The sequence below is a fragment of the Ruegeria sp. AH12 genome (genome assembly GCF_056541465.1).
Genome location: NZ_JBQFYL010000002.1, coordinates 364,275 through 382,156, shown reverse-complemented (window position 1 = coordinate 382,156; position 17,882 = coordinate 364,275). Strand labels below are relative to the sequence as shown.

Here is a 17,882-nt window from a genome sequence, read left to right as displayed (position 1 = left end):
CTCAGGCGGGAACCCCGGTGGGTTTGCCGTCAATCGTCTGCTGGTTCTTGTCCGCCCAATAGGCGCGGATATCGTCATCGGACTTGCCATCGACCCATTTCTGCATGGTGTCACGTTCCGAAGTGTATTCCATGAACGGCACCGCGTAGCCGCATGAGGTCTGAACCATGTCGATGCTCAGGTCATAAATCTGCCGGGCGCTGCGATGGGTGGGGAAATGCCGGGCCAACTCATCCCAACCTTCATCGCCTATGTGGAACGTTCTGGCGGTACCATAGGCGCGCAGGATCAAAGGGCGGGTCGTGAAGGAACACCACATCAGGGTCATGCGATTGACGTCCAGCAGATGCCCCGCCGTTTCGTTGCCGCTGCCGGTCAGGTTCATCCAGATGATCCGGTTGGGGTCCAGAACGCGCAGGGAATCCATCCCCTTGGGCGAGATATTGACTCGCCCCTCAGACCCAGCGGTTCCGACAAAGAACATGTGCTGATCTTCGATAAAGGCCTGATGCGGCGGATCGAGTTGCGGGAATTGCTTGGCCATGATGCGCTCCGGGTAAGGGGTTGCGGCAAACCTAAGCGCGTACGGATGGGCCGTCCAGCACTCAGGAGATTGAGCGCCGTTCTGCGAGCAGGGCATCCAGATGTCTGGGATAGGTTTTGTACCCTGTGAATATGAATTCGTCCTCATCTGCCGGGGCGCGCAATTTGGCCTCTTGATCCCAGATTCGGGCCCAATCCCGCAAATGCTCTTGCAGGTCTTCCAGCGCCGAAATCAGTTCAGGGGCGGCTTTGAATGGAGTGCCTTCGATGAAATCCAGCACCTTTTGGTTGGTCGCACGCAATGCCCGCGCAGGACCAAAGGTCTTGCCAAGTGCCAAATAGCGCTCGTATTCCGCGCGGGACGCACGCATCAGGGACATCAGTTGCGCAATTGCGTCCTGCTGAACCATGTTCCCGCCTATTCCACCGTCACTGACTTTGCCAGATTGCGCGGCTGATCCACATCCGTGCCCTTGGCCACCGCCGTGTGATAGGCCAGCAGCTGTGCGGGGACAGAATACAGGATCGGGGCAAGGCTGGGGTGGATATGCGGCATTCGGATCGTGCTCCAAACCCCGTCCTCGGCCTCGGCAATGCCATCATCGTCTGAGACCAGGATGACCTTTCCCTTGCGCGCCATGACCTCTTGCATATTGGACACGGTCTTGTCGAACACGGTATCTTTGGGTGCCATCACCACAACCGGCATATGTTTGTCGATCAGCGCGATTGGGCCATGTTTCAGCTCACCTGATGCATACCCTTCGGCGTGGATATAGCTGATTTCCTTCAGTTTTAGCGCGCCTTCCATGGCCAGCGGGTACATGAGGCCGCGCCCCAAGAACAGGACATCGCGCGCCTCGGACAATCGCTGGGCGGATTTGCGGATGGCGCGATTTTGATCCAGCGCCGAGTTCAGAACCGAGGGCAGCCCACGCAAGGCGGCGGCGTGATCGGCCAGTTCCTCATCGGTCAGAGTGCCCCGGTCGGCGGCGGCTTTGAGCGCCAGCATCAGCAAGACGCTGAGTTGGCAGGTGAAGGCCTTGGTCGAGGCGACACCGATCTCGATACCTGCGTGGATGGGCAGTGCCACATCGCTTTCCCGTGCGATCGAGCTTTCGGGGACGTTAACAACAGAGACGATCTTGTCAGCCTTACCTTCGCAATAGCGAAGGGCAGCCAGCGTATCGGCAGTTTCGCCCGACTGGCTGACAAACAGGGCCATGGTGCGGTCGCTGATCGGAGGTTCGCGATAGCGGAATTCGCTGGCGATATCGACCTCGACCGGCATTTTGGCCAGTTGTTCGAACCAGTACTTCGCCGTCAGGCAAGCGTAAAATGCGGTTCCGCAGGCGACCATGGTTAGGCGGTCAAGCTTGGTGAAATCCAGATCGATATCTGGCAGAACCACCCGATCCCCGCCGGTTGGTAGGTAAGACCGGATCGCCTCGGCCACAACAACCGGTTGTTCGGCGATTTCTTTGGCCATGAAATGTTTGTGTTCGCCCTTATCGGCCCGCGCATGATCCAGCTTGATCTTGCGCATTTCCCGATTGGCCAATTCACCGGCCTCATTGCGGATTTCAAGCGAGGTGCGGGTTAACACCGCGCGGTCGCCTTCCTCAAGATAGGTGATCTTGTTTGTCAGAGGGGCCAATGCGATGGCGTCGGAACCCACAAACATCTCTCCATCTCCGTGCCCGATGGCCAAGGGTGAGCCCTTGCGCGCTGCGACAATCAGGTCATCCTGACCATCAAACAGAAAGGCCAGCGCAAATGCACCTTCCAACTGATCGATGGTCTTGAATGCCGCTTCGACCGGGGACAGGCCTGAATTCAGCAAATGTTCGGCCATCAGTGCGACGGTCTCGGTGTCGGTCTCGGTCTCAAATCCGATCCCGTTTTCGGCCAGTTCGGCGCGCAGTTCGCGGTAGTTTTCGACGATGCCGTTGTGCACAACGGCGACCGGACCGGCCTTGTGCGGGTGGGCGTTGTTGACCGATGGCGCGCCATGGGTAGCCCAGCGGGTATGGCCGATCCCGGACTTGCCGGGCAGTGGGTCGTGGACCAGCAGGTCACTCAGGTTGACCAGCTTGCCTACCGCCCGGCGACGCCCCAACGCTCCGTCATTCACCGTGGCGATCCCCGCGCTGTCATAGCCGCGATATTCCAGCCGTTTCAGCGCTTCAACCAAAATAGGGGCGACCTCATGCTGCCCCAGAACACCTACAATTCCACACATAAACTCAGGCCTCTTTATCGCGGCGAGCCTTTTTCGCCTTTAACATATCAAACAATTTACGCGCATAGCCGGGTTTGTTTTCTTGCTTGGCCCGCGCAACGGCCAAGGCATCGGCTTCGACATCTTTGGTCACCACCGTACCGGTCGCCGTCATCGCACCATCGCCCACCGTCACCGGAGCAACCAGCATGGTGTTAGAACCGATAAAGACATTCTGACCAATCGTGGTTTTGTGCTTCATCACGCCGTCATAGTTGCAGGTGATCGTGCCCGCGCCGATATTCGTTGCGGCCCCAACTACAGCATCACCGACATAGCTAAGGTGATTGACCTTCGCGCCTTCGGCAATCTCAGCGTTCTTGATCTCGACAAAGTTGCCGATCTTCGCGTTTTCTGCGAGTTCCGCACCGGGGCGCAGGCGGGCATAGGGGCCCACGACGGCACCTCGGCTGACATGGCAGCCTTCCAGATGCGAAAAAGCCCGGATCGTCGCGCCGCTTTCTACGGTCACGCCGGGGCCAAAGACCACGTTGGGTTCGATTACCGTATCGCGCCCGATGACCGTATCGGCGGCCAGATAAACCGTTTCCGGCGCCATCAGAGTCACGCCCAGATCCAGCAATTCGGCCCGCGCCTGCGTCTGAAACACAGCATCCGCCGCAGCCAGATCAGCGCGAGAATTCACACCCAGTGTCTGGGCTTCGTCACAAGCTACGGCGGTTACGCTCAGACCACGACTGCGAGCGATTTCGACCACATCCGTCAGGTAATACTCGCCCGCGGCATTGTCATTGCTCACCGCATCAATCAGCGACAACAGTGTTTCTGCGTTGCATGCCAAAAGCCCTGAATTGCAGAAACTTATCGCGCGTTCTTCATCTGATGCTTCTTTGAATTCGACAATCCGCTCCAGCGTGTCACCATTCATGACCAGACGCCCATAGCGTGCGGGATCTGCGGCCTCAAAGCCCAGGATCACAAGATCATTCTGCGCGCGGGCCTCGATCATGCGTTCCAGCGTATCGGGCCTCAAGAACGGAGTGTCACCATACAGGACCACGACGTCGCCCTCGAACCCCTGCAGCGCGTCGCGCGCTTGCGCAACCGCATGCGCGGTACCCAACTGCTCTTCTTGCACGGCGATTTGCGCCGTCTCATCCTCTGCCTGCGCGACCTTGGCGACGGCTTCGGACCCATGGCCTGTGACGATCACGGTGCGCTCGGGCGACAGCACCGATCCGGCGCGCATGGCGTGGATCAGCATCGGAACTTGGGCGATGGGATGCAGAACCTTTGGAATATCCGAATTCATCCGGGTGCCTTTTCCGGCGGCAAGGATGACAAGGGCAGTGGTCATGAAATCGTTTTCTCTTTGTGTTTTCTTGCCGACCGTTTTATCCGCTGAGGGCAAAGGCGCAAGCCGTTCGGCCATCAAACAAGATTGCCGTTTGCAACATGACATGGCGAAAAACTGCCGAGCAAGGAGGCGCGATGCGCACGGTCATCTTCGATCTGGATGGGACTTTGGCGGATACATCCGGTGATTTGCTGGCCGCCGCAAACCATTGTTTTCGCGCGATGGGTCATGGGGATGTGCTGGTTCGTGGACAGGATGCGGGCATTGCGGTGCGTGGTGGTCGGATGATGCTGACGCACGGGTTGAAACGGGTCGGGGCCTATGATGAGGCAACTGTAAACGCCTATTACCCCGTATTACTTGAGGCCTATTCCAGCGATATCGACACCTACACGCGGTTCTACCCGGGTGCGCTGGAAGCGGTCGAAACCCTGAAGACGGCCGGTTACGGCGTTGGCATTTGCACCAACAAGCCTGAGGCCTTAGCGCATCAGCTTTTGTCTCAGATGGGTGTTCGGGATCAGTTCGCCGCGCTGGTGGGGGCCGACACACTGCCGGTGCGCAAACCGGACCCTGAACCCCTGCGCGAAGCAGCGCGTCGGGCCGGGGGACATCCTGATCTGTGTGTTTTGATCGGAGATTCCGATACTGACCGCAACACAGCCAAGGCCGCAGGCGTGCCATCTGTGTTGGTTACCTTCGGTCCTTCGGGGGATGATATGGCCGCGTTGGAGCCCGAGGCTTTGCTGCATCATTTTGACGATCTGCCGGGTGTTGTGATCGATCTGATCGGTGCGGCGGCGTGATCTCTTGACCCGAAGCGGATAGAGCCCCATGACTGAGCCATGACTGAGACATTCACCGGCAGTTTCACCCAGCAAGAACCGATCCCCGACGAAGCGATCGAGGCCGCGCTGGCCGTGCTGCGTCACGGGCGTCTGCATCGCTATAACGTCGCACCGGGTGAGTTGGGCGAGACCGCATTGTTGGAACAGGAATTTGCCGCCCAGATGGGGGCTAAATTTTGTCTCGCCGTGTCTTCGGGCGGGTATGCGCTTGCAACTGCCTTGCGCGCGGTGGGTGTTCAACCGGGTGACCCGGTTTTGACGAATGCCTTTACTCTTGCACCTGTGCCGGGCTCGATTGCCTCGGTCGGGGCCAAGCCTGTGTTCGTGGGCGTGTCCGAGAACCTGACCATCGATCTGGACGATCTTTCGGCCAAACTGGATCAGGCGCGGGTTCTGATGCTCAGTCATATGCGGGGGCATTTGTGCGACATGGATCGCCTGATGCAGATGTGCGATGCCGCTGGCGTCGTTGTGATCGAAGACTGCGCACACACGATGGGCGCAGCTTGGAGGGGGCAATTGTCCGGTCGGCAGGGGGCAATCGGCTGCTATTCCTGCCAGACCTACAAGCACGTGAATTCCGGCGAAGGCGGCCTGCTGATCACCGATGATGAGGAGCTTGCAGCCAAGGCCACGATGTTGTCGGGGTCCTACATGCTGTACGAACGTCATCTGGCCGCACCATCACCCGAGGTGTTCGAGCGCGTCAAATACAACACCCCCAATGTTTCGGGCCGGATGGATAATCTGCGCGCCGCGATCCTACGTCCGCAGTTGCGCGATCTGGACCGGCAGGTAGGGCGTTGGAATGAAAGATACCGGGCCATCGAGGCTGGCTTGCGCGGAACACCGGGGCTGACAATTGTGGACCGGCCAGAGGAAGAAACCTATGTCGGTTCGTCGATCCAGTTCCTGCTTCTGGACTGGGCGCCCGATCGGATCACCGAGGTTATTGAACGGTGCGCAAAACGGGGGGTCGAGTTGAAATGGTTTGGTGGGGCTGAACCGACAGGCTTCACCTCTCGCTATGACAGCTGGCGCTATGTCGAAAGCGAACGTATGCCGGGATCGGATCGTATCCTTACGGGTATTTTGGATATGCGTGTCCCTCTTACGTTCTCTTTACAGGACTGTGATCTGATCGCTCGAATAATTCGGGAAGAAGTCGCGCGGATCCACAATCTGGCGACGGCATAAAAACAGCAAACTCTTTTGTCCGGACACGATTTCGCTTGCGTACGGACGTTATGATGCTGGCAAATTGAGGTGTCTTTGCTTCTTTGAGCGGGCACACCATCAGATATTATTGCGGAACCATGACCAAAGAGAAAAAATCTGAATCTCTGGAAGTCAGGCTAAGCCTGTCGGAAAAAAACGCGTTCGCCGCACGGGTTGCTGCGCGCGGGGAAACCATGAGCGCGGCTTTGCGCCGGTTGATCGCTGAAGATGGAGTGCCTCATTCAAACTCGAAGGAGGTTTCGACCATGAAAAAGACAGTAGTTGCGGCGTCTCCAGTAATTCTGACGATCGCTATCTTAGCCGCTGTATCGATGTCTGGAGCATCTGCAAAAACCGATTTCGCTGGCAACTTTCGTGCCAAGGATACCAATGGCGATGGATTTGTCGATCGGATCGAAATGCTGAGTTACATGACGCAGCAGGCCGAACAGGTGAACTTACCTAGCGATTGTGATGGAACCGAACTGGCGAAGGTTTGGTCAATGTCGCCGGAAGAACTGGCAGATGATGCTATTGGCTTCTCAGATGCTGACAACGATGGCCGCATTACCTTGTCTGAAGTCGTAGCGGCAAACGAACGCTACCGGGCTGACGATTTCACATCCGCCGATACCAACGAGGACGGATTTGTGACCTTGGCAGAGTTGGAGTTCGGCTTTCGTGAAGACGAAGCCAAAGTCAGCGCGGAATGCAGAGCGGCCATTGGTATGCACAGCGCCGCCCGCGCTTCTGAGATTTTGGAGCAAATAGATACAGATGGTGATGGGCGGATCAGCTTGGGTGAGTTCGTGAACCACTAGACCGCATTCCAACTGGACAGACACTCTTCGCCTCGCTATAAATGAACATGTGTTCAATTACTGATGTATAGCGCAAAGGCAGACTAAATGTTCCAGGCGGCAATGACTTTTGATCTCGGCGAGGATGTAAACGCGCTGCGCGAGATGGTGCATCGCTGGGCGCAGGAACGGGTCAAGCCGATGGCCGCCGAGATCGACGCGTCTAATGCTTTTCCCAATGAGCTATGGGCGGAGATGGGAGAGCTTGGCCTTCTGGGCGTGACGGTGCCCGAGGAATATGGTGGGGCCGGAATGTCGTATTTGGCTCATACAATTGCGGTCGAGGAAGTGGCGCGTGCCTCGGCCTCGGTTTCGCTGTCATATGGGGCGCATTCCAACCTGTGTGTGAATCAGATCAAGCTGAACGGCAATGAGGAGCAAAAGCAAAAGTACCTGCCGCGCCTGATTTCTGGCGCGCATGTGGGTGCATTGGCGATGTCAGAGGCTTCGGCAGGATCGGATGTGGTTTCGATGAAGCTGCGCGCGGAAAAACGCAACGATCACTACCGGCTGAATGGCAACAAATACTGGATCACCAACGGGCCGGATGCGGATACGCTGGTCGTCTACGCCAAGACAGACCCAGAGGCGGGCTCTAAAGGGATCACCGCGTTTCTGATCGAAAAAGAGATGAAGGGCTTCTCGACCTCACCGCATTTCGACAAGCTTGGAATGCGCGGGTCCAATACAGCGGAACTGATCTTTGAAGATGTCGAAGTGCCGTTCGAAAATGTTCTGGGCGAAGAAGGCAAGGGCGTTGCCGTTCTGATGTCTGGGCTCGACTACGAACGTGTCGTTCTGGCCGGGATCGGAACCGGGATCATGGCGGCCTGTCTTGATGAGATCATGCCCTATCTGGCCGAACGCAAACAGTTCGGCAAACCCATTGGCAGCTTCCAGCTGATGCAGGGCAAGATCGCAGATATGTACACCGCGATGAACTCTGCCCGGGCCTATGTCTACGAGGTTGCAAAGGCCTGCGATCGTGGGGATGTGACGCGGCAGGATGCAGCGGCGTGCTGTCTCTATGCCTCAGAGGCGGCGATGACGCAGGCGCATCAGGCGGTTCAGGCAATGGGTGGGGCCGGGTTCCTGTCGGACGCGCCGGTCAGCCGGATTTTCCGAGATGCCAAACTGATGGAGATCGGTGCAGGCACCAGCGAAATTCGCCGGATGCTGATTGGTCGCGAGCTGATGAGTGAGATGCAGTGAAGAAAACGCCCCGCTGACTTTGGGTCGGCGGGGCGCTCTGGATTGGATCAGAACCGATGGACGTAGGACACACCGACCAGCCAGGGATCGATTTCGGCGGTGCCGATATCGGCGCCATCCAGGGTCACGTCAGAGTCGATGTCGAACCAGCGCACATTCAGTCGGACTGCCCCGTTTTGGGTGACCTGATAGTCCAGCCCGGCCTGCAGCGCGACCCCGAACGAGTTGTCGACTTTGAGATCACCCAGCGGAGAACTTTCGTCGAAGAAGATCGTGTAGTTCAGACCGGCCCCGACATAGGGTTTCCAGGCGCTGTTGGTCGGGAAGTGATAGTTCAGCGACAGGGTCGGGGGCAGGTGCTTGACGCTGCCCGCATCAGTGCTGCCTCCCAGAGTGATGTCGTGGCTGAAGGGCGTTGCAGCCAAAAGCTCGATCCCCAGATTGTCACGGATAAAGTATTCGGCGGTGAAGATCGGGCGGGTATCCGCGTCGATATCTGCGCTAAGCCCCGCAAGCGTTCCGTTGTCGGATTTCGGGTCCAGATATCCCACACCTACGCCAAGGGTCCAGTCGCCCTGCGATTGGGCAAATGCGGGCACGGCCAAAGCGGCCAGTGCGGTCGAGAATGTCAAAGCGGCGAGCGTTTTCATCATGATCTTGCCTTTGGTTTTGTTGATGCCCCGTGTGTGACGGCAAAGGCCCATCCGCGCTCTGATCTGCATCAAGTTTCGCTTGGTTCTGGTTGCCTGTGTCCAGCGGGAAAATTCAATGAAAAAAGAGGCCTAGCAGATGCTTGACCCTACGCGCATACCTGGTTTGCGCCCAGAGGGTGGCTGGGATCTGCCCGACCGGTTGAACATGGCGCGTCAGTGTCTGGATCATCCTAATGATCGTATTGCCGTGATCGATCTGACCGGCCTTTCCGAACAGCGTGTGACCTATGAACAGCTGCATCAGATGACCGACGGGATCGCCCGTGCCTTGCAGCAGCAGGTGCAGCCAGGTGACCGGATCGGTGTCCTGCTCAGCCAATCCCAATGGTGTGCCGCCGCACATCTGGCGATCTGGAAGATGGGCGCGATCTCGGTTCCCCTGTTCAAGCTGTTCAAACAGGAGGCTTTGCGGTCTCGTGTCAGTGATGCGGGTGCAAGTGTTGTGCTGACCGATGTCGAAGGCGCCGGGCTGCTCGAAGGGATCGCAAAGCCTCTGATCGCATCCGAGGTAGGGGTGCCCGGCGCTCCACTTCCCTTTGCTCAGACTGGGCCGGATGATCCGGCGGTGCTCATCTATACGTCGGGCACAACCGGCAGCCCCAAGGGCGCGCTGCACGGGCATCGGGTGCTGACGGGCCATTTGCCCGGCGTTTCAATCAGCCATAATCACCTGCGCGACGGGGACTGCCTGTGGACCCCTGCCGATTGGGCCTGGATTGGTGGTTTGTTCGATGTGCTGATGCCGGGATTGGCGTTGGGCGTCCCAGTGGTTGCGGCACGGCTGGATAAGTTCTCGGCGGAGGCTTGCGCAGATGTCATCGCGCAGGTTGGGGTGCGAAACGTGTTCTTCCCTCCGACCGCGCTGCGGATGCTGAAAGCGGCGGATCAGAGCATCCCCGGCTTGCGCTCGGTCGCTTCAGGGGGTGAGCCTCTGGGCGCCGAGATTCTAGCATGGGGGCAACAGGCGTTCGGATTGACGATCAACGAATTCTACGGTCAGACCGAATGCAACATGGTGGTGTCTTCCTGCGCTCAGGATTTCCCGGTGAACCCCGGTTGTATCGGTAAGCCTGTTCAGGGGCATAAGGTGGCGGTGATTGACGAGGATGGCAATCCGACGAGCGAGGAAGGCGACGTCGCTATCCGGCGTGGATCGGCCTCGATGCTTTTGGAATACTGGAACAATCCGCAAGCGACGGCCGAGAAATTCCGGGGGAATTGGCTGATCACCGGGGATCGCGGCGTTTGGGAGGGCGACTATCTGCGCTTCGTCGGTCGCGATGATGACGTGATTACCTCAGCCGGATACCGCATTGGCCCGGCCGAAATCGAGGATTGCCTGCTGACCCATCCGGCGGTGGCAACGGTCGGCGTGGTCGGCAAGCCCGACCCGCTGCGGACAGAGATCGTTAAGGCTTATGTGGTGCTGAAACCGGGGGCTGAGGCGGCGGAGCGCGAGTTGCAGGATTGGGTCAAGGACCGTCTGGCGCATTATTCGTATCCGCGCGAGGTGGCGTTTTTGGAGGAATTGCCAATGACGGTCACGGGGAAGGTGATCCGGAAGGAACTGAAGGCGCGGGCGGCTGGGGAGATAAGGAAATGCCGCTGAAAGAGTCTTCAAGATTAGTATGTATTCTTATCATGTTTGCGTCGGGTGTAGGCGTTCTTGCTCAAACCTCTCATGCTTATGAGATCGCTTCAGCACAAAACGACAGCTATTGGGTGGAATCTGAAATCATTGAGGAATGCTTAGTTGATGCCCGAGTGGGTCTCGAAAAGAAAAAGCCTCTGCGAGCAATCCCAGACGCGGTTTATGAGTGCATTGGTATTGCTGCCCAAGACTGCATGGAGCGGACTGACTATTCGACCTATGGAATGATTGTGTGTTTGGACGCCGAGACCGTTTTTTGGGATAGAATGCTGGAAGAAAATTACTCAGATTTGGCAGAATGGGCTCATAGACTTCATGGCCATGTCTCCCAAGATGATCATGCGTTCAAAGGGACTGCGCCTGAGACATTAAAAAAGATGCAAGCCGAATGGAAAGTGTATTCCGAAGCTGACTGCCGTTTTCGAGCCAGTGTTTATTGGGGTGGAACAGCTGCTGGGCCGACCAGAGGCGCATGCTGGATGCGCAGAACGGCTGAGCAGGCTCTAAAGATGGAGCGAAAGATAGTGGGAATCTGTAGCTGGCAACAAGGCAGTATTATACGGGAAATTTGTGAAGCACGCGGGGTAGCTGAACGATGAAACTAACCTCCAAAGCCATGCCCACCTCCGAGGGTTTCAAGGCAAACCGCATCGCCCATCTCGGCGCGCTAGCGCAAATCTCCGAAGCTGCCGAAGCCGCCCGCATGGGCGGGGGCGAGAAATCCCGTTCGCGGCACATATCTCGGGGCAAGATGCTGCCTCGGCGCAGGGTGGCGAACCTGCTCGATCCAGGGTCTCCGTTTCTAGAGATCAGCGCGACGGCGGCGCATGGGATGTATGGTGATGCCGCGCCTTGTGCCGGGGTGATCGCAGGGATCGGTCGGGTGCAGGGGCTCGAGGTCATGGTCGTGTGCAACGACGCCACGGTGAAGGGCGGCACCTATTATCCGATGTCGGTGAAGAAACACCTGCGCGCGCAGGAGATCGCCGAGGAAAATCATCTGCCCTGCATCTATCTGGTCGACAGCGGCGGTGCGAACCTGCCAAATCAGGATGAGGTCTTCCCCGACCGCGATCACTTTGGCCGTATCTTTTATAACCAAGCGCGGATGAGCGCGAAGGGGATCGCTCAGATCGCTGTGGTGATGGGGTCCTGTACGGCTGGTGGGGCCTATGTACCCGCAATGTCGGACGTGACCATCATTGTGAAAGAACAAGGCACGATCTTCTTGGCCGGTCCGCCTCTGGTGAAAGCAGCGACCGGCGAGGTCGTCAGTGCCGAAGATCTGGGCGGCGGTGACGTGCATACCCGCCTGTCCGGCGTGGCAGACTATCTCGCCGAGGATGACGCCCACGCTCTGGCTTTGGCGCGACGGGCTGTCGGCTCGTTGAACCTGCGCAAGCCGCAAACGGTCGATTGGGCCAGCCCCGAAGACCCGGCCTATGACCCCGAGGAAATCCTCGGCGTTGTTCCGGCTGATCTGCGCACGCCTTATGATATCCGCGAGGTGATCGCGCGGTTGGTCGATGGCTCTCGGTTCGATGAGTTCAAGCCGCGGTTCGGGGAAACGCTGGTGACCGGCTTTGCCCATGTCAAAGGCTGCCCGGTCGGCATCATCGCCAATAATGGCGTGCTGTTTTCCGAAGCTGCCCAGAAGGGCGCGCATTTTGTCGAGCTGTGCTCGCAACGCAAAACCCCACTGGTGTTCCTGCAGAACATCACCGGCTTTATGGTCGGTCGCAAATACGAAAACGAGGGCATCGCGCGGCACGGGGCCAAGATGGTGACGGCGGTGGCAACAACCTCGGTGCCGAAGGTCACGATGCTTGTCGGAGGCTCATTCGGGGCCGGAAACTATGGCATGGCGGGGCGGGCCTATCAGCCTCGGTTCCTGTGGACTTGGCCGAATTCTCGGATTTCCGTGATGGGTGGCGAGCAGGCAGCGGGTGTTCTGGCCACCGTCAAACGCGACGGGATCGAACGGCAGGGCGGTACATGGTCCGCCGAGGAAGAAGCCGAATTCAAACGCCCGACACTGCAGATGTTCGAGGAACAGTCACACCCGCTCTACGCCTCGGCCCGGCTCTGGGATGACGGCATCATTGATCCGCGCAAAAGCCGTGATGTGTTGGCCTTATCGCTCAGCGCTGCGCTGAATGCCCCGATTGAGGAGACACGTTTCGGCGTGTTCAGGATGTAAGATGACCGATCTGGAACAGCTAAGAAACCGCTACCCAGGCGCACAGACCTTCAAGTTTGGGGACAACGCGGCGCTGAGTGCCGAACTGCTGGCCCTTGTGCGCGCAGGAAAGAAGACAGCGACCTGCGATGCGCTGCGGAACTATCCCGAGGGCTCTCTCGACATGCCCGTGGTCGGGCGGCGCGATATTGCTCTGAGCTGGGATGATCGCCCGGCGCTGGTGATCGAAACGGTCGAGGTTACGATCTGTCGCTATTGCGATGTGACCGAAGGTTTTGCGCTGGCCGAGGGCGAGAATGAAACGCTTGCGGGGTGGCGCGATGATCACCGCCGCTATTTCGAGCGCAATGGCGGGTTCGATCCTGAGATGGAGTTGGTCTGCGAGCGATTTCGTCTTGTCGAAGATCTGGCGGGCAAACGGTAGATGGGGATGCTTACGGAAACGCGCCGCTCAGTTTGGTTTGGTTCCAGAAAACCGAACAGCGCTGCCACTTACATAGTAGGTCATTTCGACGTTCAGCCCTGCGGATTTAAGGGCTGTCAAAACGGTCTCACCTTTTCCGAAATTCCGTGTGTATTCACCGATCATGGTGAAGTCTTGCGCACCATTCAGAAAGAAACGCTCAACTTGCGGAAGCACTCCATCAAGATAGAAACGGTAAACAGGCCGCAAAAACCAATCCACAGGGTCCGTTGCCTCGATCAACGAAAACGGAGCGCCGGGTTTGAGAATACGACAAAGCTGATTGGCGAAAACCTGATGCTGCTGTGCGTTAAAGGTTTTCAATCCAAAGGTAGAAATCGCAAAATCCGCCGAGGCGGTTGGAAGATCTGTCGTCAACATATTGGCACAGAGGTGGGTGATGCGGCCATCCCGGCTTTTGTGCAAACGGCTCATAGCATGTTTGTGCATCCCCGGGCTTATGTCGACCGCGGTAACGTTCGCGATTCTAGGAAACTCGGCAAGCAGATGAGGCCAAGCTTCTCCGGTGCCGGCCATGAGATCGACTCCGGACGCTTGCGTGTCCTTGGACAAGGTCAGCCCTTTCACACATGCTCTGCGCCATGCGCGAACCAGGCCGAAGGACGCGACTGCGCTCCAATTTCGGTAGGAATCCGAACACCGGTCGAACACGCCTGCCACAAAGTCGGGGTCATAGATGTCATTGCTCATGGTCTGGACCCTGCGGAGAGGAGAACCGGATTTCAAGGGGTTACCAATGTTCAATAAAATCCTGATTGCCAACCGTGGCGAGATTGCTTGCAGAGTTATGGAGACGGCTCAGAAAATGGGCGTGTCCTGTGTCGCTGTTTATTCCGATGCCGATGCCTCGACCAAGCATGTGCAGATGGCGGATGAGGCGGTGCATATCGGTGGCGCGGCCCCGGCTGAAAGTTATCTGAAGGGTGATGTGATCATTCAGGCGGCGCTGGACACTGGTGCGCAGGCGATCCATCCGGGCTATGGGTTTCTGTCCGAGAATCCCGAATTCGTGGATGCGGTTGAGGCTGCGGGTTTGACGTTCATCGGACCATCGGCGGAGGCGATCTGCAAGATGGGCCTTAAAGACGCGGCCAAGGTTCTTATGGAGGAGGCAGGCGTGCCTGTGGTGCCAGGCTATCACGGGGACAATCAGGACCCCGAGCATCTGGCCGTAGCGGCGGAAACCATCGGCTATCCTGTGTTGATCAAGGCCGTGGCAGGCGGCGGCGGCAAGGGGATGCGGCTGGTCGAAAATCCCGAGGATTTTCTGCCGGCTCTCGACAGCGCGCGCGGTGAGGCGAAAACCGCCTTCGGCAATGATGCTGTATTGGTTGAGAAATTCGTTGCGAAGCCCCGCCATATCGAGGTGCAGGTCTTTGGTGACGGCACGCACGCAGTTCACCTATTCGAACGGGACTGCTCGTTGCAGCGACGGCATCAGAAGGTGATCGAAGAGGCTCCGGCCCCCGGCATGACCACTGAAATGCGCGACGCCATGGGACAGGCAGGTGTCCGCGCGGCTGAGGCGATTGGCTACAAAGGGGCAGGAACGGTTGAGTTCATCGTCGACGCGTCCGAGGGACTGCGCCCGGATCGGTTCTGGTTCATGGAAATGAACACGCGCCTACAGGTTGAACACCCGGTGACCGAGGCGATCACGGGCGTCGATCTGGTCGAATGGCAGTTGCGTGTGGCAGCGGGCGAGAGCTTGCCGAAACAGCAAAATGAACTGTCAATCAACGGCCACGCGTTCGAGGCGCGGCTCTATGCCGAAGATGTACCCAAGGGATTCCTGCCAGCAACAGGTACCCTGACCCATCTGCGCTTTCCTCAAGGGTGCCGGGCGGATAGCGGCGTGCGGGCAGGGGACACGATCAGCCCCTGGTATGACCCGATGATTGCAAAGGTGATTGTGCACGGGCCAACGCGGGCGGTCGCACTTGAACAGTTACACCGCGCGTTGCAAGGGACTGAGGTCGCCGGAACGGTTACCAACCTATCATTCCTGGGGGCCTTGACCCGGCATACTGGCTTTGCCTCGGGCGATGTCGATACGGGGCTGATCGGGCGCGACCTTGACGAATTGGTGCGGGCGGTACCGCCACGGCCTGAAACCCTTGTGGCGGCAGCCATGCGGGCTTCGAACTTGGTGGACATGCAGGCAGACGCTGGTTTCTCGCTTTGGGCGCCTCTGCATCGGGCGGTTCAGTTGATATCCGGTGAGGATCGTATCGAGCTTGATGTTCAAGTCATCAGCGCCGAGCGACAGGAATGGCAGGTGGGCGAGACGGTCGTCACGGCTCAACGCCAGGACGGGCGCTGGCTGATCAACGGAAAACCGATGCCCAATGTCGCGATCACTGGTCCCCGGATCACGGTCTTCCAGGATTATGGTCAGGGTTTTGACATGGTCGATCCGTTGGATCGCGAGGCCAGCGCGGCTGGGGATACCAACCTGATTGAGGCGCCGATGCCCGGACTTGTCAAAGCGGTCTTTGCAGTGGTCGGTCAAACCGTCAAGGAGGGCGACCGTTTGGCGGTGCTGGAGGCGATGAAGATGGAACATTCCCTGCTTGTTGCTCGGGATGGTGTTGTCGCAGAGGTTCTGGCCGAAGAAGGTGCTCAGGTCGAAGCCGGTGCCGCCTTGGTCCGGTTGGAAGATAGCTAGGCTGTTCGAAAGTCTGAGCATGTGTCACGATCAGTTTGGACACCAAAGGGAGTTGAGGCATGGGCGAACGGGTAGAAATTTTTGAAGTCGGGCCTCGGGACGGGTTGCAGAACGAAACGCGCGACATTCCGGTGGCCGAGAAGATTACGCTTGTCGATTGCCTGTCGGATGCCGGGTTCAACCGGATCGAAGTGGCCAGCTTTGTTTCACCCAAATGGGTTCCCCAGATGGCAGGCAGCGCCGAGGTTCTGGCCGGCATAACGCGCGCAAAGGGCATGCGATATGCGGCCCTGACCCCCAATATGCGGGGGTATGAAGATGCATTGGCGGCCAAAGCGGATGAGATCGCGGTTTTTGCCTCGGCGTCCGAGGGATTCTCGAAAGCCAATATCAATGCCACCATTGCCGAGTCGATTGAACGGTTCACGCCGATCCTGGACGCCGCGCGGCACATCGACCTGCCAGTGCGCGGCTATGTCTCTTGCGTGACCGACTGCCCGTATGATGGGCCGACACCGCCCGAAAAGGTGGCCGAGGTCGCGGATCTTTTGTTCTCACACGGCTGCTATGAGGTGTCTTTGGGCGATACAATCGGGCAGGGGACGCCAGACAAGATCGCGCGGATGCTGATGGCGGTGCGCGAGCGTGTTCCCGTGACCCGACTGGCCGGTCATTTTCACGACACGAATGGCAGGGCGTTGGACAATATAGATGCCTCGCTTTCACTGGGCGTCCGTGTATTCGATGCCGCCGTTGGTGGCCTTGGTGGTTGCCCCTACGCCCCCGGTGCAGCGGGCAATGTCGCGACTGAAGCCGTTGCGGCGCATCTGGAACGGTTGGGATATGCCACCGGCTTGGATGCCAAAGTGTTGGATCAAGCCGCGCAAATGGCGCGCGCCATGAGGGGCTAAAATGTACGAAACGATCTCTGTCGTCACAGATGCACGCGGCGTTGCGACCCTGTGCCTAAACCGCCCGGAAAAACACAACGCGATGTCGGCCACGATGATCGCCGAACTGACGCGCGCAGCGCAGGATTTGGGGCAAGACCCCACTGTGCGGGTTGTCGTACTGACAGCCGCTGGTAAATCCTTCTGCGCCGGAGGGGATTTGGGTTGGATGCAGGATCAGATGGCAGCCGATCCCTCAACGCGTTTCATCGAAGCACGCAAGCTTGCGGAGATGCTGCAAGCGCTCAACACGATGCCGAAACCCCTGATCGGAGCGTTGCAGGGCAATGCGTTCGGCGGTGGCGTGGGTCTGGCAGCGGTCTGCGATGTGGCGATTGGTGTCGAAACTCTGAAGATGGGACTGACCGAGACAAAGCTGGGCCTGATCCCGGCGACGATTGGGCCCTATGTTATCGCACGTATGGGGGCGGCCAAGGCCCGCCGGGTTTTCATGTCAGCGCGTCTGTTTGATGCGGCCGAGGCGGTGAGGCTTGGGCTTTTGGCCAAAACGGTCGCGGCAGACGGGTTGGATCAGGCCATCGAGGGCGAAGTTCTTCCCTATCTGAACTGCGCACCGGGGGCGGTTGCCTCGGCCAAGGCGCTGGTGCAGGATCTTGGGCCTCAGATTGACGATCAGGTGATTGACCATACGATCAATGCGCTGGTTTCGCGCTGGGAAACAGAAGAAGCGCATGAGGGCATTAACGCTTTCTTTGAGAAACGTAAGCCCAAGTGGATCAACAAAGTTTAACCCTGATTCCGAGCGCAGTTGGTTACTGAACGCGCGAGCGCCTTTGGGTGTTTGTCAAGTTCAAGGTTGATGACCTGCGCGCTTGTGATCGGTTGACCCTCTGACCCTGCAGAGATAGAGAATGTCCAGTCAACTCGCCAATTGACCGCGCGCTCAATATGGATCGCGCAGGAAAGGAGCTACTC

At 58.3% G+C, this 17,882-nt stretch carries 17 protein-coding genes; 11 read left to right on the top strand and 6 right to left on the bottom strand.

The window, feature by feature from the left end; genetic code table 11:
- Position 1 precedes the first annotated feature (1 nt).
- From ACR0EL_RS05995 to glmU, 4 genes are all read right to left on the bottom strand, one after another.
- Entirely contained in the window at positions 2 to 544 is a 543-nt protein-coding gene (locus ACR0EL_RS05995; protein WP_480498872.1) for a pyridoxamine 5'-phosphate oxidase family protein, read from the bottom strand.
- Positions 545 to 605: 61 nt separating this feature from the next.
- A complete protein-coding gene (locus ACR0EL_RS05990) occupies positions 606 to 953 on the bottom strand; it encodes a hypothetical protein (RefSeq protein ID WP_480498871.1) in 348 nt (115 codons plus the stop codon).
- Between the two features lie 8 nt (positions 954 to 961).
- Positions 962 to 2,785 carry a glutamine--fructose-6-phosphate transaminase (isomerizing) gene (glmS, locus tag ACR0EL_RS05985; RefSeq protein WP_480498870.1) on the bottom strand — a complete coding sequence of 608 codons (1,824 nt, stop codon included), beginning with the start codon at positions 2,783 to 2,785 and terminating at the stop codon, positions 962 to 964.
- Positions 2,786 to 2,789: 4 nt separating this feature from the next.
- Positions 2,790 to 4,142 (bottom strand): bifunctional UDP-N-acetylglucosamine diphosphorylase/glucosamine-1-phosphate N-acetyltransferase GlmU, encoded by a 1,353-nt coding sequence (glmU, locus tag ACR0EL_RS05980; protein WP_480498869.1) that lies wholly within the window; start codon positions 4,140 to 4,142, stop codon positions 2,790 to 2,792.
- A gap of 134 nt (positions 4,143 to 4,276) precedes the next feature.
- Between glmU and ACR0EL_RS05975 the strand changes: the two genes are divergently transcribed.
- The 4 genes from ACR0EL_RS05975 to ACR0EL_RS05960 all read left to right on the top strand — a co-directional run bounded on the left by ACR0EL_RS05975 (position 4,277) and on the right by ACR0EL_RS05960 (position 8,280).
- Positions 4,277 to 4,948 carry an HAD-IA family hydrolase gene (locus tag ACR0EL_RS05975; protein ID WP_480498868.1) on the top strand — a complete coding sequence of 224 codons (672 nt, stop codon included), beginning with the start codon at positions 4,277 to 4,279 and terminating at the stop codon, positions 4,946 to 4,948.
- Between the two features lie 39 nt (positions 4,949 to 4,987).
- Entirely contained in the window at positions 4,988 to 6,187 is a 1,200-nt protein-coding gene (locus ACR0EL_RS05970) for a DegT/DnrJ/EryC1/StrS family aminotransferase (protein WP_480498867.1), read from the top strand.
- A gap of 287 nt (positions 6,188 to 6,474) precedes the next feature.
- Positions 6,475 to 7,029, top strand: a complete 555-nt coding sequence (locus ACR0EL_RS05965; protein WP_170532259.1) for an EF-hand domain-containing protein — start codon at positions 6,475 to 6,477, stop codon at positions 7,027 to 7,029.
- An 87-nt stretch (positions 7,030 to 7,116) separates the two neighbouring features.
- Positions 7,117 to 8,280, top strand: a complete 1,164-nt coding sequence (locus ACR0EL_RS05960; RefSeq protein ID WP_480498866.1) for an isovaleryl-CoA dehydrogenase — start codon at positions 7,117 to 7,119, stop codon at positions 8,278 to 8,280.
- A gap of 47 nt (positions 8,281 to 8,327) precedes the next feature.
- Here the strand turns inward: ACR0EL_RS05960 and ACR0EL_RS05955 are convergent, their stop codons facing one another.
- Entirely contained in the window at positions 8,328 to 8,933 is a 606-nt protein-coding gene (locus tag ACR0EL_RS05955) for an OmpW family outer membrane protein (protein ID WP_170532263.1), read from the bottom strand.
- Positions 8,934 to 9,069: 136 nt separating this feature from the next.
- Between ACR0EL_RS05955 and ACR0EL_RS05950 the strand changes: the two genes are divergently transcribed.
- From ACR0EL_RS05950 to ACR0EL_RS05935, 4 genes are read left to right on the top strand one after another with little or no spacing between them, the layout of a single operon-like run.
- On the top strand, positions 9,070 to 10,602 hold the full coding sequence (locus tag ACR0EL_RS05950; protein ID WP_480498865.1) for an AMP-binding protein: 1,533 nt from the start codon (positions 9,070 to 9,072) through the stop codon (positions 10,600 to 10,602).
- On the top strand, positions 10,593 to 11,243 hold the full coding sequence (locus ACR0EL_RS05945) for a lysozyme inhibitor LprI family protein (protein WP_480498864.1): 651 nt from the start codon (positions 10,593 to 10,595) through the stop codon (positions 11,241 to 11,243). The genes ACR0EL_RS05950 and ACR0EL_RS05945 overlap by 10 nt, the downstream gene beginning before the upstream one ends.
- Positions 11,240 to 12,844, top strand: a complete 1,605-nt coding sequence (locus ACR0EL_RS05940) for a carboxyl transferase domain-containing protein (RefSeq protein WP_480498863.1) — start codon at positions 11,240 to 11,242, stop codon at positions 12,842 to 12,844. Before ACR0EL_RS05945 ends, ACR0EL_RS05940 begins: the two co-directional genes overlap by 4 nt.
- Before the next feature lies 1 nt (position 12,845).
- Positions 12,846 to 13,268: an ASCH domain-containing protein gene (locus ACR0EL_RS05935; protein ID WP_480498862.1), complete on the top strand. Its 423-nt coding sequence runs from the start codon at positions 12,846 to 12,848 to the stop codon at positions 13,266 to 13,268.
- A 27-nt stretch (positions 13,269 to 13,295) separates the two neighbouring features.
- Here the strand turns inward: ACR0EL_RS05935 and ACR0EL_RS05930 are convergent, their stop codons facing one another.
- Positions 13,296 to 14,018 carry a class I SAM-dependent methyltransferase gene (locus ACR0EL_RS05930; RefSeq protein WP_480498861.1) on the bottom strand — a complete coding sequence of 241 codons (723 nt, stop codon included), beginning with the start codon at positions 14,016 to 14,018 and terminating at the stop codon, positions 13,296 to 13,298.
- Positions 14,019 to 14,064: 46 nt separating this feature from the next.
- Here ACR0EL_RS05930 and ACR0EL_RS05925 point away from each other — a divergent pair, with 46 nt between their 5' ends.
- Genes ACR0EL_RS05925 through ACR0EL_RS05915 form a run of 3 tightly spaced genes read left to right on the top strand, consistent with a single transcriptional unit; the run spans position 14,065 to position 17,697 of the window.
- A complete protein-coding gene (locus ACR0EL_RS05925) occupies positions 14,065 to 15,996 on the top strand; it encodes an acetyl/propionyl/methylcrotonyl-CoA carboxylase subunit alpha (protein ID WP_480498860.1) in 1,932 nt (643 codons plus the stop codon).
- 59 nt (positions 15,997 to 16,055) lie between these two features.
- On the top strand, positions 16,056 to 16,907 hold the full coding sequence (locus tag ACR0EL_RS05920) for a hydroxymethylglutaryl-CoA lyase (protein ID WP_480498859.1): 852 nt from the start codon (positions 16,056 to 16,058) through the stop codon (positions 16,905 to 16,907).
- Between the two features lies 1 nt (position 16,908).
- Positions 16,909 to 17,697 (top strand): crotonase/enoyl-CoA hydratase family protein, encoded by a 789-nt coding sequence (locus ACR0EL_RS05915; RefSeq protein WP_480498858.1) that lies wholly within the window; start codon positions 16,909 to 16,911, stop codon positions 17,695 to 17,697.
- Positions 17,698 to 17,882 lie beyond the last annotated feature (185 nt).